The 14526-nt window shown below is 72.8% G+C and carries 15 protein-coding genes and 1 tRNA gene; 12 read left to right on the top strand and 4 right to left on the bottom strand.

The window, feature by feature from the left end:
• The first annotated feature begins 116 nt into the window (after positions 1–116).
• The 6 genes from J3473_RS16895 (at position 117) to J3473_RS16870 (ending at position 4829) form a co-directional block, all read left to right on the top strand.
• Positions 117–290, top strand: coding sequence for a hypothetical protein (locus tag J3473_RS16895; protein WP_226902022.1), 174 nt, complete (start codon positions 117–119; stop codon positions 288–290).
• Positions 291–419: 129 nt separating this feature from the next.
• Positions 420–1442 carry an NADP-dependent oxidoreductase gene (locus J3473_RS16890; protein ID WP_207025043.1) on the top strand — a complete coding sequence of 341 codons (1023 nt, stop codon included), beginning with the start codon at positions 420–422 and terminating at the stop codon, positions 1440–1442.
• A gap of 169 nt (positions 1443–1611) precedes the next feature.
• Entirely contained in the window at positions 1612–2022 is a 411-nt protein-coding gene (locus tag J3473_RS16885) for a molybdopterin-binding protein (RefSeq protein ID WP_030526880.1), read from the top strand.
• 10 nt (positions 2023–2032) lie between these two features.
• Entirely contained in the window at positions 2033–2872 is an 840-nt protein-coding gene (gene modA, locus J3473_RS16880) for a molybdate ABC transporter substrate-binding protein (protein ID WP_207025042.1), read from the top strand.
• 143 nt (positions 2873–3015) lie between these two features.
• Positions 3016–3765, top strand: coding sequence for an ABC transporter permease (locus J3473_RS16875; RefSeq protein ID WP_207025041.1), 750 nt, complete (start codon positions 3016–3018; stop codon positions 3763–3765).
• Positions 3762–4829, top strand: coding sequence for an ABC transporter ATP-binding protein (locus J3473_RS16870; protein ID WP_242525935.1), 1068 nt, complete (start codon positions 3762–3764; stop codon positions 4827–4829). Before J3473_RS16875 ends, J3473_RS16870 begins: the two co-directional genes overlap by 4 nt.
• A 4-nt stretch (positions 4830–4833) precedes the next feature.
• Here the strand turns inward: J3473_RS16870 and J3473_RS16865 are convergent, their stop codons facing one another.
• On the bottom strand, positions 4834–5877 hold the full coding sequence (locus tag J3473_RS16865) for a LacI family DNA-binding transcriptional regulator (RefSeq protein ID WP_207025040.1): 1044 nt from the start codon (positions 5875–5877) through the stop codon (positions 4834–4836).
• Between the two features lie 210 nt (positions 5878–6087).
• On the opposite strand from J3473_RS16865, the gene J3473_RS16860 reads away from it, so the two are divergent.
• The 4 genes from J3473_RS16860 (at position 6088) to J3473_RS16845 (ending at position 10996) form a co-directional block, all read left to right on the top strand.
• Positions 6088–7455, top strand: a complete 1368-nt coding sequence (locus tag J3473_RS16860; protein ID WP_207025039.1) for an extracellular solute-binding protein — start codon at positions 6088–6090, stop codon at positions 7453–7455.
• On the top strand, positions 7452–8423 hold the full coding sequence (locus tag J3473_RS16855; protein WP_207025038.1) for a carbohydrate ABC transporter permease: 972 nt from the start codon (positions 7452–7454) through the stop codon (positions 8421–8423). The genes J3473_RS16860 and J3473_RS16855 overlap by 4 nt, the downstream gene beginning before the upstream one ends.
• Positions 8424–8428: 5 nt before the next feature.
• Positions 8429–9253: a carbohydrate ABC transporter permease gene (locus J3473_RS16850; protein WP_242525934.1), complete on the top strand. Its 825-nt coding sequence runs from the start codon at positions 8429–8431 to the stop codon at positions 9251–9253.
• A gap of 99 nt (positions 9254–9352) precedes the next feature.
• Positions 9353–10996, top strand: a complete 1644-nt coding sequence (locus J3473_RS16845) for a glycoside hydrolase family 13 protein (RefSeq protein WP_207025037.1) — start codon at positions 9353–9355, stop codon at positions 10994–10996.
• Positions 10997–11115: 119 nt separating this feature from the next.
• Here the strand turns inward: J3473_RS16845 and J3473_RS16840 are convergent.
• Positions 11116–11191, bottom strand: a tRNA-Lys gene (locus J3473_RS16840).
• Between the two features lie 234 nt (positions 11192–11425).
• Between J3473_RS16840 and J3473_RS16835 the strand changes: the two genes are divergently transcribed.
• Entirely contained in the window at positions 11426–11992 is a 567-nt protein-coding gene (locus tag J3473_RS16835) for a 2'-5' RNA ligase family protein (protein ID WP_207025036.1), read from the top strand.
• 39 nt (positions 11993–12031) lie between these two features.
• Here the strand turns inward: J3473_RS16835 and J3473_RS16830 are convergent, their stop codons facing one another.
• The gene (locus J3473_RS16830; protein WP_207025035.1) at positions 12032–12469 is read right to left on the bottom strand and encodes a MarR family winged helix-turn-helix transcriptional regulator; all 438 of its coding nucleotides are present in this window, start codon (positions 12467–12469) and stop codon (positions 12032–12034) included.
• Positions 12470–12602: 133 nt separating this feature from the next.
• On the opposite strand from J3473_RS16830, the gene J3473_RS16825 reads away from it, so the two are divergent.
• Positions 12603–13790: an MFS transporter gene (locus J3473_RS16825; protein WP_207025034.1), complete on the top strand. Its 1188-nt coding sequence runs from the start codon at positions 12603–12605 to the stop codon at positions 13788–13790.
• A 68-nt stretch (positions 13791–13858) separates the two neighbouring features.
• Here J3473_RS16825 and J3473_RS16820 read toward each other — a convergent pair whose 3' ends face one another.
• Positions 13859–14434 (bottom strand): NADPH-dependent F420 reductase, encoded by a 576-nt coding sequence (locus J3473_RS16820; protein ID WP_207025033.1) that lies wholly within the window; start codon positions 14432–14434, stop codon positions 13859–13861.
• Positions 14435–14526: the final 92 nt, after the last annotated feature.

The following is a 14526-nucleotide window of genomic DNA, read 5'->3' as shown; positions in this document are numbered from 1 at the left end:
GTAGCGGCCCACGACGCGGAGACGGAAATCGCCGGCGGTGCGCATCCCGTAGGTTGGACGGGTCGAGGCACGAGCACGCGGGCGTCACCGTCCGCGCACGAGGAGAGGTGGCCGCCGTGGCGGGCTCCGAGGGACTGTCGCTGGGCTACCGGTTCGGGTGGCGGGTCCGGTACCTCCTGACCAGCGTGTTCGGGCCGGCGCAGCTCGGCACCGAGGACGACCCCCAGGCGAAGCTGCGCCGCGAACGGGCCCGGCGGGTCGAGGAGGCGCGGCGCTCGCGCGAGGGCTGACGGATCCGTCGGCGCACGGGCGCCGGCGCGGCGACCTCCGGCGGGTGAACGAGGTCACGGCATAGACCCCGGCCCCGGTGGCGTTGGAACCACTCGGTCCACGTCCCCGACACCCCTGGAGGTCCACCCATGACCGACACCACCGGCTCCTCGACCACCGCACGCGAGTGGCGCCTGGCGTCCCGCCCGACCGGCTGGCCGACGCCCGAGAACTTCGAGCTCGCCGAGAGCGACGTCCCCGCGCCGGCCGAGGGCCAGCTGCGCGTGCGCAACGTCGTCCTCTCCGTCGACCCGTACATGCGCGGGCGGATGAGCGCCGCCAAGTCCTACGCCGCCCCCTACGCGGTCGGCGAGGCGATGAACGGCGGCGCCGTCGGCGTCGTCGAGGAGTCGCGCGCGGACGGGTTCGCGGTCGGTGACCACGTCCTCCACGGCCTGGGCTGGCGCGAGGTCGCCGTCCTCGACGCCAAGGACGCGCGCGTCGTCGACACCTCTGCCGCACCGGCGTCCGCCTACCTCGGCATCCTCGGGATGACCGGCCTCACCGCCTACGCCGGCCTCAAGCGCGTCGCCGCCCTCACGGAGGGCGACGTCGTCTTCGTCTCCGGGGCCGCCGGCGCCGTCGGTGGTGCGGTCGGCCAGATCGCCAAGGCGATGGGTGCCTCGCGCGTCATCGGCTCGGCCGGCTCGCCCGAGAAGGTCCGCCACCTGACCGAGGACCTCGGCTTCGACGCGGCGTTCTCCTACCGCGACGGCCGCGTCGCCGACCACCTGCGCGAGCTCGCGCCGGACGGCATCGACGTCTACTTCGACAACGTGGGCGGCGAGCACCTCGAGGCCGCCATCGGCTCGCTCAACCTCGGCGGCCGCATCGCCGTCTGCGGGATGATCTCGGTCTACAACGACACCGAGCCGGCCCCGGGCCCGCGCAACCTCGCGCGCCTCATCCAGACCCGCGGCCGCATCGAGGGCTTCCTCGTCGGCGACCACTACGACCTCGCGGGCGAGTACTTCTCGACCGCCGCCGGGTGGCTGGCCGACGGCACGCTGTCGCAGCGCGAGACCTCGGTCGAGGGCTTCGAGAACGCCGTCGACGCCTTCCTCGGCGTCCTGCGCGGCGAGAACACCGGGAAGATGGTCGTCACGCTCTGACCTCCGCCTGACCCACGACACGGCCGCGGGCCGGGGCGCCTCCGCGCACCACCGGTCCGCGGCCGTCGGCGTCCCGAGGCCGGCTCAGGCGCGGACGATGACCCGACGAGAAGTGGCAGGTTCGCGCCGATCCGTGGATTCTGGCCGCACCTGCGGTTAGGGTCCGTGCATGCACCTCTTCCGGATGCGCGAAGCGGCCGACCTCCTGGGGATCAGCGACGACACGCTGCGTCGCTGGGCCGACGCCGGGCGGCTCGAGACCGTCACCGATGCCGCGGGGCGGCGGGCCGTCGAGGGCCCCGTCCTCGCCCGCTTCGCCGAGGAGCTCGCGGCCGAGGGTGCGCACCTCGACGTGGGAGAGGTCGCGGCGGCCTCGGTCCGCAACCGCTTCACCGGGCTGGTGACGCGGGTGCTCAAGGACGGCGTGATGGCGCAGGTCGAGATCCAGTCCGGGCCGCACCGCTTCGTCTCGCTCCTCAGCCGGGAGGCCGCCGACGAGCTCGGCCTCGAGCCGGGGGTGCTCGCCGTGGCCGCGATGAAGGCCACCAACGTGTCCGTCGAGATCCCGAGCAGCCGGTGAGCGTCGTCCGATGACCACCACCCGTCGTCTACGAGGAGCCACCGTGCGCCGTGCCGTCATCACCTGCGTCGTCCTCGTCGCGGGGCTCGGCCTCGCGGGGTGCGGGTCGGGCTCGTCGAGCCCCGCCGCGTCCACCACCGCGGGCGGCGGGTCGTCCGCGTCGGCGAGCAGCCAGGTGACGGGTGACATCACCGTGCTCGCCGCGGCGTCGCTCACCGAGTCCTTCACGACGATCGCGAAGCAGTTCGAGGCCGCGCACCCCGGGACGACGGTGACGCTGAGCTTCGGCGCGAGCTCGGCGCTCGCGACCCAGGTCACCTCGGGCGCGCCCGCCGACGTCTTCGCGTCGGCGAGCGCGAAGAACATGGACGCGGTGGTCTCGGCCGGCGCCGCCACTGACCCGAAGACGTTCGCGCAGAACGTGATGGAGATCGCCGTCCCGCCGTCGAACCCCGGCGGGGTGACGGGGGTCGAGTCGCTGGCCGGCTCGGGCGTGAAGACGGCGCTGTGCCAGGAGCAGGTGCCGTGCGGTGCCACCGCGGCCAAGGTCTTCGCCAACGCGGGCGTCACGGTGAAGCCGGTGACCCTCGAGCCCGACGTGAAGTCGGTGCTCAGCAAGGTCACGCTCGGCGAGGTGGATGCCGGGGTCGTCTACGTCACCGACGTCCGTGCCGCCGGCGACAAGGTCGAGGGCATCCCGATCCCGGCCGACGTCAACGCCTCCACGAGCTACCCGATCGCCGCGCTCGGCGACGCCCCGAACGCCGCGACCGCGAAGGCGTTCGTCGACTACGTGCTCTCGGCGGAGGGGGCGAAGGTCCTCACGGCGGCCGGCTTCGAGCAGCCGTGAGCTCGCACGGCGACGGGACACGTCGCGGCCGGCCCGGTTCTGCCACAGCCCGTCCGGTCACCCTGGACGCACGTGAGCGGCAGCGGCGCGCGAGCACGGGCGGGGCGTCTCGTCGGCCGCCGGCACCCTTGCTCGTGCCGGCCATGGTCGGGGTCGCCTTCCTCGTCGTCCCCCTGCTGGGGCTGGTCGTGCGGGCGCCCTGGGGGGACGCCTGGCGCATCCTGAGGGAGTCGCAGGCGTCCGAGGCGCTGAGGCTGTCGCTGTGGACCTCGAGCGTCGCGACCGTCATCGCCCTCGTCGTCGGGGTGCCGCTCGCCTGGCTGCTCGCGCGCAGCAGCTTCCCGGGGCTGCGGCTCGTGCGGGCACTCGTCACGCTGCCGCTGGTGCTGCCTCCGGTCGTGGGTGGCGTGGCCCTGCTGCTCGCGTTCGGGCGCAACGGTTTTCTCGGTCGCTGGCTCGACGAGTGGTTCGGCCTGACGATCCCGTTCAGCCCGGTGGCGGTGGTCATGGCCGAGACGTTCGTCGCGATGCCGTTCCTCGTCGTCACCGTCGAGGGGGCGCTGCGGGCGGCGAACCAGGGCTACGAGCAGGCCGCGGCCACGCTCGGGGCCGGCCGGATGACCGTCTTCCGGCGGGTCACGCTGCCGATGGTGGCGCCGTCGCTCGCGGCCGGCGCGGTGCTCTGCTGGGCGCGGGCGCTCGGCGAGTTCGGGGCGACGATCACCTTCGCCGGCAGCTTCCCGGGGCGCACGCAGACGATGCCGATCGCCGTCTACTACGCCCTCGAGACCGACCCGGACGCCGCCATCCTCCTCAGCCTGGTCCTGCTACTGGTGTCGGTCGCCATCCTCGTCGCGCTGCGCGACCGCTGGCTGCGCGGAGGCACGGTGTGAGCAGCCGCGGGTTGGAGGCGCGGGTCGAGGTGCGCCGGGGTGGTTTCGTCCTCGACGCCGCGGTGCGCGCGGCGCCGGGGGAGGTGCTGGCCGTCCTCGGGCCCAACGGGTCCGGCAAGTCGACGCTGCTCGGCGCCGTCGCGGGGCTCGTGCCGCTGGTGGGTGGGAGCATCCGGCTCGACGACGTCGTGCTCGACGACGCGAGCACGGGGGCCTTCGTTGAGGCGGCGCACCGCCCGGTCGGCTTCGTCTTCCAGGACTACCGCCTCTTCCCGCACCTCTCGGTGCTCGACAACGTGGCGTTCTCGCCGCGGGTCCGCGGGCGCTCGCGGGCCGAGGCCCGGGCCGTCGCCGCGGAGTGGCTCGAGCGTCTCGGGCTCGCCGACCTCGCGCGTCGGCGGCCCCACCTGCTGTCGGGCGGGCAGGCGCAGCGCGTGGCGCTGGGGCGCGCGCTGGCCGGCTCGCCCGACCTCCTGCTCCTCGACGAGCCGCTGTCCGCCCTCGACGCCCGGACCCGGCTCGACGTGCAGGCCGAGCTGCGCACGCACCTCGCCGAGTTCGGCGGCCCGAGCCTGCTCGTCACCCACGACCCGCTCGAGGCGCTCGTGCTCGCCGACCGGCTCGTCGTCCTCGAGGGCGGTCGCGTCGTCCAGGAGGGCAGCCCCGCGGAGGTCGCGCGGCGTCCGGCGACGGAGTACGTCGCGCGCCTCGTCGGGCTCAACCTCTACGCCGGGACGGCGGATGCCGACGGGGTCGCGCTGGAGGGTGGGGGCCGGTTCGTCGTCCCCGACCACGGCGAGCGCGGCGAGGTGCTCGTGGCCCTGCGGCCCTCCGCCGTGACGGTCAGCGCGCAGCCACCGGGCCCCTCGAGCGCGCGCAACACGTGGGCGGCGACCATCTCCGGGCTGACGCTGCTCACCGACCGCGTGCGGCTCGACCTCGACGGCGAGCCGTCGTGCCTCGTCGACATCACGCCCGCGGCCGTGGCCGACCTCGGGCTGTCGGCCGGGCAGCGGGTCTGGCTGTCCGCCAAGGCCGTCGACCTCGAGGTCTACGCCCGCTGACGAGTCAGGCGTGCCGGGAGGTCGCCCGGGGCGGCGGACCGGTCGACGACCGGACGACGAGCTCGGTCGGCGCGATGACGGACTCGTCGGGCAGCGACCCGCCCCCGAGGAGCGTCACGACCATGTCGCCGGCCACCGCGCCCTGGGCGGAGGGGTGCTGGCGCACCGTCGTCAGGTCGGTGAGCTCCGCGAGCGGATGGTCGTCGATGCCGATGACGGAGACGTCGACCCCGGGGCGCAGTCCGCTGCGGCGCAGGGTGCGGACGGCGCCGAGCGCGACCTCGTCCGAGTGCGCGAACACGGCGGTCGGCGGCTCGGGGAGGCTGAGCAGCCGCGCCATGAGGGCGGCGCCGTTCTCCCCGCTCCACGACGACGCGAGGACGAGCGAGGGGTCGACCGGCAGGCCCCGTTCGCGCAGCGCCTCGGCGTAGGCCGGTGAGCGCGTGGGTGCCAGGTCGGGCTGTGCCGGGTCGTGGGCCTCGAGCATCCCGATGCGGCGGTGCCCGAGGAAGAGCAGGTGGTCGACGGCCTGTCGGGCGGCGGTGTGGTCGTCGATGTGCACCGACGGGTAGGCCGCACTCTGGCCGCCCGCGGCCACGATGTGCACGCCCATCGTCGCCAGCTGGTTCTGCTCGTCGGGGTCGACCTGGAAGCCGACGACGACGACCGCGTCGACCTTGCGCCGCGCCGGGAGGCGGGTGAAGAAGTCGCGCCGCTCCTCGGGGTCGGCGACGTGGTAGAGCAGCACGTCGAGGTCGGCGGCGTGGAGGACCCGGACGAGCCCCTCGACGACCTCGCCGAAGAACCAGCGGGAGAGGTGCGGGACGACGACGGCCACGCGCCCGCGGGTGCCCTTGGCCAGGCGGGAGGCCTCGGGGGAGACGACGTAGTTGAGCTCCGCGGCGACCCGCAGGACGCGCTCGCGGGTGGCGGGGGCGACGTCCTTGCCGCGGCCGAGGGCGCGCGAGGCGGTGCCGACGCCGACGCCCGCGAGACGGGCGATCTCGACGATCGTCACCTTGCCGGGGGACTCGGCCTTGCGGGGCATGCGCGCAGCGTAACCGACGGCTGACCGGAAGCGTTTCGACCCACGCGCCGTGCTGCGGGCGCCTGTCGGGCGATCCGCGCCTGAATGAGGTCTTGACAGAAGGGCACGCGGCCTCCATCCTCGAACCGGAAACGCTTCCATTCAGACCGGAAGCAGACCCCACGGCGGCGAGTCGGCTCGCCGGTCCTCCAACGACGCAGGAGAAGTCACATGCCCTCGGCAGCCCAGCACCACCGCAGCACCACCACCCGCCGCGCCCTCGTGGCCGCCGTCGGCGCCCTCGGCGTCGGCGCCCTCGCCGCCTGCTCGGCGCCCGGCGGCTCCGCCGGTGTCTCGTCGAGCCAGGCGGTGCCCTCGGCCGTCAGCACGAGCATCGGCACCGACCCCGTCACCCTCGAGCTCTACGACGGCCAGGGCCTCAAGCCGCTCGACGACGCGCTCATCGCCGCGTTCACGAAGAAGTACCCCAACGTGACGATCACCCCGACGTACGACCCCGACAACGTCACCACCCAGAACCAGCCGCGCCAGCTCGCGTCCGCCACCCCGCCGGACCTCGTCCGGGTCATCTCCGTCACGGCGGGGACGAAGAACAACCTGCTGACCAACCTCGACAAGTACGCCGAGGCCTACGGCTGGGACGCGCTGCCGGCCTCCCAGCTCGCGCAGTTCCGGGCCGAGAACGGCGTCGCCGGCTCCGGGTCGCTCTACGCCAAGGCCTCCGGGTTCACGATGACGGGCCTCTACTACAACAAGTCCCTCGCGACGAAGGTCGGGATGTCGACGCCGCCGACGACCCTCGCCGAGCTGACGGGGTACATGGACAAGGCCAAGGCGCAGGGTCTGACCCCGATGGTCGTGCACAACAAGGAGGGCGGCGGGGTGTTCCCCTTCCAGCTGCTCCTCAACACGCTCATGGGCCCGGAGAAGGTGTCGCAGTGGGTGTTCAACGCCCCCGACGCGACGATCGACGACCCGGCCGGTGTCGAGGCGGCGACGACCGTCGCGCAGTGGCAGAAGGCCGGCTACTTCCCCGAGTCGGTCAACGCCCTCGACGCCACGGCGGCGGACGCGCTCTTCGCGAGCAACAAGGGCCTGTTCTTCCCGTGGGGCAACTGGGACGCCGCGAACCTCGACAAGACCATGCCGAACCAGGTCGGCTTCTTCCCGTTCCCCTCCGCCAAGGACGGCGTCGGCCCCGCGGCGATGTCGGACGCGGCGACCGCGTTCGGCATCCCGGCCAAGTCGCAGCACAAGGACGCGGCCGCCGCCTTCCTGAACTTCCTCTCCAGCGACGAGGCCCGCCAGATCGCCGTCGACGCCGGGTTCATGCCCACCGGCACGAGCGACCAGCAGGCACCGACCGTCAAGGACGGCTCGGTGCTGGCCGACGTTACGACGGCCTTCAGCGCCGTGTCGGAGGCGGGCGGACAGGTGCCCTTCGTCCAGAACGCGACCGCAGGGATCAACAACCGTGCGTGGAACCCCGAGAGCCAGCTGCTCTACGCCGGTCGCGAGACGCCGCAGCAGTTCGTGACGAACGTGCAGGCGAAGTACGACGAAGAGCTCCAGCGATGAGCGCGGTCGACGGCCTCAGCGGTGCGGCCGTCGCCGAGGCGGAGCTGGTGACCGACGGGCGGCCGCAGCGTCGCCCCCGGCGGGCGGGCGGTGCCGGGTCCTCCCGGCGCCGCGCCCGCTGGGCCGGCTGGTGGTTCGCGCTCCCCGCGCTCGTCATGTTCGTCGTCTTCGAGCTGTACCCGATCCTCACCGCGGTCCAGTACTCGTTCTACGACTGGGACGGCATCAACCTCTCGACGCCGGTCGGGCTGGACAACTACGTGCGGGTCTTCACCGAGCCGCAGCTGCTCTCCTCGATCGTCCACGCCTTCATCCTCATCATCTTCTTCTCCTTCGTCCCCGTGCTCCTCGCGCTCGTCGTGGCGTCGATCGTCCGGGAGATCCGTTCCGCGGTCGCCGGCGGCCTGGCGCGCACGCTGCTCTTCCTGCCGCAGATCATCCCCGGCGCGGCGGCGGCCATCGCGTGGACGTGGATGTACGCGCCCGACGGCGCCGTCAACCAGGGGCTGCGCGCGGTCGGTCTCGACGCCCTGGCCCGGCCCTGGCTCGGCGACTTCACCTGGGCCCTGCCGGCGGTCGGCATCATCGGCACCTGGCTCGCGACGGGCCTGTGCACGCTGCTGCTCATGTCGGGCATCGGCAAGATCGACGCCAGCCTCTACGAGGCGGCCCAGCTCGACGGGGCCAACCGGGTGCAGCAGTTCCGCAACGTGACCCTCCCGGGGCTGCGGCAGGAGATCGGGGTGTGCGTGACGATCACGATCATCGCGGCGCTCGCGAGCTTCGACGTCGTCTTCATGTCGACCCAGGGAGGCCCGGGCTACTCGACCCAGGTGCCCGGGGTGCAGGTCTACCAGCTGGCGTTCACGGAGAACCGGATCGGCCAGTCGTCCGCGGTGGCGGTCGTGCTCAGCATCATCGTGCTGGCCGTCATCCTCCCGCTCCAGCGACTCTTCAGGGAGAGGTGAGCCCCGTGCTGACCCGGCTCAAGGACTCCACGCCCAAGACCCTCCTGCTCGGGGGAGCAGCCCTCTTCTCGGTCTTCCCCCTGCTCTCGATGCTGTCCGCCGCGCTGCAGCCCCAGGGCTCCTCGCCGGCCGGCTTCTCGATCCCGACGAACCCGCAGTGGCACAACTTCGTCGACGCCTGGGACGTCGCGAACATCACGACGCTCATGAAGTCGAGCATCATCCTCGTCGTCGGCGTCGTGCCCGTCGCGGTGCTCATCGCGTCGATGGCGGCCTACGCCATCGCGCAGCTGCGCATCCCGTTCGGCAAGGTGTTCTTCCTGCTCCTGCTGCTCGGCCTGACGCTGCCCTACGAGATCGTCGTCGTGCCGCTGTACTACGAGATGCAGAGCCTGGGGCTGCTCAACACCCGGCTCGGGCTCATCCTCCCGCTCATCGGGCTCAACATGCCGTTCGCGGTGTTCTGGATGCGGACGCACTTCATGTCGGTGCCGGCCGAGCTGTCGGAGTCGTCGGCGATCGACGGCGCCGGTCCGTGGCAGGCGTTCCGCCGCATCCAGCTCCCGCTCGCGATCCCGGCGATCGCCTCGCTCGCGGTCCTCATGTTCCTCAGCACGTGGAACCAGTTCCTGCTGGCGATCGTGCTCATCGACGACCCGAACAAGCGGACGATGGCCGGCGCCCTCCAGGGCTTCGTCGGGGCGCACTCGACCGACGTCGTCCTGCTCAACGCGGGGGCGCTGCTCATCATGGCGCCGACGATCCTCGTCTTCCTCGCCTTCCAGCGGTACTTCATCCAGGCGATGCTCGCGGGCGCCGTCAAGGGCTGACGCCCTCCGCACGCTCCGGGCAGCCCGTCCCGTCTGGGTCGGGAACGGGCTGCCCGGTCCACACTTGTCGACACGACCACCCGAAGGAGGCGACCCCGGATGCCCGAGGACGCAGCACCGCACGACCCGGCGAGGCGTGAGTGGTGGCGCGACGCCGTCGTCTACCAGGTCTACCCGCGCAGCTTCGCCGACGCCGACGGGGACGGCATCGGTGACCTGCCCGGTGTCCGCAGCCGCCTGCCCTACCTCGCGGCGCTCGGCGTGGACGCCGTCTGGCTCAGCCCGTTCTACCCATCACCGCTGGCCGACGGCGGCTACGACATCACCGACCACCGCGACGTCGACCCGCGGCTCGGGACGCTGGCCGACCTCGACGCGCTCGTCGCCGAGGCGCACGCGCACGACATCCGCGTCATCATCGACATCGTCCCCAACCACACCTCCGACCAGCACCCGTGGTTCCGTGCGGCACTGGAAGCCGGTCCCGGTGCGCCGGAACGTGATCGCTACATCTTCCGACGCGGCGCCGGGCCCGACGGCTCGCTGCCGCCGGCGGACTGGCGCTCGCACTTCGGCGGCCCGGCGTGGGAGCGGGCGGCGGACGGGGAGTGGTACTGCCACCTCTTCGCCCGCGAGCAGCCGGACCTCAACTGGGCGCACCCGGAGGTGCGGCAGTACTTCCTCGACACGCTGCGCTTCTGGGCCGACCGCGGCGTCGACGGCTTCCGCATCGACGTGGCGCACTCCCTGGCGAAGGACCTGTCCGAGCCGTTGCGGAGCCAGCCCCACCTCGACGCGCGGCTGCCGCTCGACGGCTCCGACCCGCTCTACGACCGCGAGGAGGTGCACGAGATCTACCGGTCGTGGCGGCGCGTCTTCGACGAGTACGACCCGCCGCGCATGGCGGTGGCCGAGACGTGGCACCCGGCGAGCAGCCGGACCTTCCTCTACGCGCGGCCCGACGAGCTCGGGCAGGTCTTCGACTTCTCGCTCCTGAAGTCCGAGTGGGACGCCGAGCAGTTCCGCACCGTCATCACCCGCTCCCTCGCCGAGCACGCCGGTCTCGGCGGCGGCATGACGTGGGTGCTCTCCAGCCACGATGTGCCGCGGCACGCGAGCCGGCTCGCCCTCCCGGTCGGGACCGACCTCGACGCCTGGCTCGCGGGCGACGGCCGCACCCCGGCCGTCGACCCGGAGGTCGCCGCACGCCGGGCACGGGCCGCGACCCTGACGATGCTCGCGCTCCCGGGGTCCGCCTACCTCTACCAGGGGGAGGAGCTCGGGCTGCTCGAGGTCGCGGACCTCCCGCGCGAGCGGCTGCAGGACCCGGTGCACGAGCGGACCGGCGGCACGCTCAAGGGGCGCGACGGCTGTCGGGTCCCGCTGCCGTGGGCCTCTTCCGGTCCGTCCTTCGGCTTCGGCGCCGGTGACGCCTGGCTCCCGCAGCCCGACTGGTTCGCGGACGTCGCCGCCGACACGCAGTCGGGCCGGCCGGAGAGCAGCCTCGAGCTGTACCGGTCGGCGCTCCACCTGCGCCGCAAGCTGGCCGTCGACGACTCGTTCGCGTGGGTCCCGACCGACGACCCCCAGGTGCTGCACTTCCGCCGCTCGGACGGATGGTCGTGCCTGCTCAATGTCTCCGCGCGAGAGGTGCCGTTGCCGGGTCGTGTGCTCCTGAGCAGCAACCCATCTCAGGGGGAGCGTCTGGCTCCGGAGACCGCGGTCTGGGTCGAGGAGGGCTGAGCGGCAACGCGGCTCGGTGCTGACCGGACATCGGGTGCGGGCCGTCGGACGTGTGGCGCCGGCGTCGCGGGGTGGCCGACGTCGAGACGGCCGGCACCACGCGAAGCACGACCGACACGTGGTGGGCCCCGTGGGATTCGAACCCACAACCTACGGATTAAAAGTCCGCAGCTCTGACCGTTGAGCTAGAGGCCCGAGGGTGGGGGACGTGGTCGTGGAGCCCACCGACGACATCCGGTGGCCCGGATGTCCCGTGCACCCGCGTGACCGAGGGTAGCGTCACCTCCGGTCGTCTCCGGAGGGACCGGACCGGTGGGCCGTCCACGGGCCCTTTGCCCGGATCGCGTCGGACGGTGACGGCCCGAGCCTCCCGGAACGCGGGGGCCGACAGTGCCACGATGTCGTGGACCCGACGAGCGAGGAGGTGCCATGCAGGTGTCCGTGGCGGTGCGTCCGCCCGAACACATCCGCGACGCGGTGACCGGCATCGCCGCGCGCGTCCCCGGTGCCCGGCAGCAGCTCGAGCTCACGCACTCGGGAGCGTTCCGGCTGAGGATGATCGGCCTCGGCAACCTCACCGTCCCCGACGCCCGACGGCTGCACGAGGCCCTCTACTGGCCGGTGACGCGGTTCGGCCTCGTCGCGAAGGTCCGGCTCTCGGGCGTCTGGGCGCTCGAGGACGAGACCGACCCGAGCATCGCGATGAAGCTCGAGGGCGACCTCGACGCGCTGGCGGAGATCGCGCGCCGGCTGCCCCCGCTCGTCGCGGACCACGCCTTCTACGTCGACCGCCGGATCTTCGTGCCCCGCCTCACGGTGGCGCGCGTGACCCCCGAGACCACGGTGCCCGTCCTCGAGCACCTGGTCGAGGCGCTCGAACGGTACGAGAGCCAGGAGTGGGAGATCTCGGCGGTGCAGATCCTCAGCCGGGTCAACCGCGACACCGGCCACTCGTTCGAGGTCTTCGAGGACCTCCCCACCGTCGTCCCGTCCTAGCGGCCGGCCCGGCCGACGGCGGCCAGCTCGGTCCGTCGCTCAGGCGAGACCGACGGCCCCGACGAGGTCGGCGAGCTCCGGTGTCGCACGGGCCTGCTCGACCGCTCCGTGCAGGGCGTCGTCCGCGGTCGGCCGGGCCCGCTCGAGCAGCTCGCGGCCGGTGGGGGTGAGCTCGGTGTAGATGCCGCGGCGGTCGTCGGCGCAGAGGATGCGGGTGAGCAGCCCGCGGTCCTCGAGCCGGTTGACGAGCCGGGTGGCGGCGCTGGGGGAGAGGGCGGCCGCGCGGCCGAGCTGCGTCATCCGCAGGTGCCAGCCGTCCTGGCGCGAGAGCGTGTCGAGGACGGTGTACTCGACGACCGAGAGCCCGTGCTCCTCGGCGAGCGAGCGCTCGAGGGTCGACTCGATGAGCCCGTGCAGGGCGACGAGCCGGCGCCAGCCCTGGGCGCGCACCTCCACGGCGCTGTCGCTGATGCCCATCGGTCCTCCTCGTGGTCGGGCGTCCCGCCATCCTATCGCGTTTTGCAATATCCCGCGCGTGCAACTACCGTCGTCCGAGTTAGTTGCACACGCGGGATATCGCCGCGTGCACCCATCACGAGAAGGACCTGTCATGCCCCTCGCACTCCTCGCCCTCGCCGCCGGCGGCTTCGGCATCGGGCTCACCGAGTTCGTCATCGCCGGCCTGCTGCCGGAGGTCGCCGCGGACTTCGCCGTCTCCGAGGCCGCCGCCGGATGGCTCATCTCCGGCTACGCGCTCTCCGTCGCCGTCGGCGGCGTGTTCCTCACGATGGCCACCGCCCGGATGAGCCCGAAGCGCGTCCTGCTCGGCCTCATGGTGCTGTTCGTCGTCGGCAACCTCGTCTCCGCGCTGGCGCCGACCTACGGGCTGCTGATGACCGGCCGGGTCGTCGCGGCCCTCTGCCACGGAGCATTCTTCGGCATCGGCTCCGTCGTCGCCGCCGGGCTCGTCGCACCGGACCGCAGGGCCGGAGCCGTCGCCACGATGTTCGCCGGGCTCACCGTCGCCAACGTCCTCGGCGTCCCCTTCGGCACCTTCCTCGGGCAGGCGTACGGCTGGCGCTCCGCCTTCTGGGCGATCACGGCCATCGGCGTGCTCGCCCTCGCCGCCATCGCGGCGCTCGTGCCCGCCGCGGGCGCGGACGACCGGCAGCCGACGAGCCTGCGCACGGAGGTCCGGGCGTTCGCGAGCGGCCAGGTCTGGCTCTCGCTCGCGGTGACCGTCCTCGGCTTCGGCGGGATGTTCGGCGCCTTCACCTACATCGCCTACACGCTGACCGGCGTCTCCGGCTTCGCCGCGGGCTGGGTGCCGTGGCTGCTCGTGCTCTTCGGGGTGGGGCTCTTCGTCGGCAATCTTGCCGGCGGACGCGCCGCCGACCGCGACGTCGACCGCACCCTCGTCGTCGTCCTCGCGGGCCTCACGGTCGTCATGGTCGCCTTCGCCCTGCTCGCGTCCTCGCCGGTCGCGACGGTGGTCCTGCTCGTCCTCATGGGCGGGTTCGGCTTCGCGACCGTGCCCGGGCTGCAGATGCGCATCATGCGCTTCGCCGGCCAGGCCCCGACTCTCGCCTCGGGCGCGAACATCGCCGCCTTCAACGTCGGCAACGCGCTCGGCGCCTGGGTCGGTGGGATGACGATCGCCGCCGGGCTGGGGTACACCTCGCCCATCTGGGCGGGCGCCGGCATCACCGTGCTCGGGCTCGTCGTCCTCCTCCCGGCGGCGCGACGGGCACGCCGGACGGCCGAGGTGATCGAGGCCGCCGAGCCCGCGCTGGTCTGACCGTCGGTCCACGAGCGGACGCACCCCTTCCGGCCGGGGCGCCGGTGGGGGTGCGTCCGCGTCGTGCGTCAGGCCTCGAGGGCGAAGCCGCCCGTCCAGGGGGTCTTCTCGCCGACGGCGAGGGTCAGCTGCAGGAAGCCGAGCGCCTCGAGCTCGCGCGCCCGGCGCAGGCTGCCGGCGTCGACGGCACGCAGGCCGGCGGAGGTCACGACCTCCGACAGCGTCGCCTTGGCGTTCGCGTCGTCACCCGCGACGAGGACCGCGGTCGGCCGACCGCCGACCGTCCCGGAGGTGAGGGTGGCGACGAAGTTCGTGTTGAACGCCTTGACCACGTGCGCGTCGGGCAGGGCGGCGGCGAGCTCGGACGCCGCGGAGGAGTCGGCCGGCACGACGAGCGTGTCGAAGGTCTCGAAGTCGAGGGGGTTGGTGATGTCGACGACGACCTTGCCAGCGAGCTCGGCAGCGCGAGCGCCCACGATCTCGTGCAGCGCCGGATAGGGCACGGCGAGGATGACGACGTCACCCGTGACGGCCTGGTCGGCGTCGGCGCGGCCGAGCACCTGCACCGTGTGACCGCCCTTCTCGGCGAGGGCGGCGATGGCCGAGCCCATGGACCCGGCCCCGATGATGCTCACTGCGGTCATGACGTGTCTCCCTGGGATGATTTGGTTGTTCCGACAACTAACGTAGCAGCGAATAGTTGTACCGACAACCACGGCCGCGGCAGACTGTCCCC

Source organism: Phycicoccus sp. DTK01, assembly GCF_017312765.1.
Taxonomy (GTDB): Bacteria; Actinomycetota; Actinomycetes; order Actinomycetales; family Dermatophilaceae; genus Phycicoccus; species Phycicoccus jejuensis.
Note: the sequence above shows the minus strand (reverse complement) of the source record. Positions and strands in the feature narration are given on the sequence as shown.

Bases quoted from the DNA above. Each gene is read 5' to 3' on its own strand.
- J3473_RS16875 (WP_207025041.1), top strand. From the start codon at position 3,016: ATGGTCGGGGTCGCCTTCCTCGTCGTCCCCCTGCTGGGGCTGGTCGTG.
- J3473_RS16820 (WP_207025033.1), bottom strand. From the start codon at position 14,434: ATGACCGCAGTGAGCATCATCGGGGCCGGGTCCATGGGCTCGGCCATC.
- J3473_RS16860 (WP_207025039.1), top strand. From the start codon at position 6,088: ATGCCCTCGGCAGCCCAGCACCACCGCAGCACCACCACCCGCCGCGCC.
- J3473_RS16865 (WP_207025040.1), bottom strand. From the start codon at position 5,877: ATGCCCCGCAAGGCCGAGTCCCCCGGCAAGGTGACGATCGTCGAGATC.
- J3473_RS16885 (WP_030526880.1), top strand. From the start codon at position 1,612: ATGCACCTCTTCCGGATGCGCGAAGCGGCCGACCTCCTGGGGATCAGC.
- J3473_RS16830 (WP_207025035.1), bottom strand. From the start codon at position 12,469: ATGGGCATCAGCGACAGCGCCGTGGAGGTGCGCGCCCAGGGCTGGCGC.
- J3473_RS16855 (WP_207025038.1), top strand. From the start codon at position 7,452: ATGAGCGCGGTCGACGGCCTCAGCGGTGCGGCCGTCGCCGAGGCGGAG.
- J3473_RS16890 (WP_207025043.1), top strand. From the start codon at position 420: ATGACCGACACCACCGGCTCCTCGACCACCGCACGCGAGTGGCGCCTG.
- J3473_RS16845 (WP_207025037.1), top strand. From the start codon at position 9,353: ATGCCCGAGGACGCAGCACCGCACGACCCGGCGAGGCGTGAGTGGTGG.
- modA (WP_207025042.1), top strand. From the start codon at position 2,033: ATGACCACCACCCGTCGTCTACGAGGAGCCACCGTGCGCCGTGCCGTC.
- J3473_RS16835 (WP_207025036.1), top strand. From the start codon at position 11,426: ATGCAGGTGTCCGTGGCGGTGCGTCCGCCCGAACACATCCGCGACGCG.
- J3473_RS16825 (WP_207025034.1), top strand. From the start codon at position 12,603: ATGCCCCTCGCACTCCTCGCCCTCGCCGCCGGCGGCTTCGGCATCGGG.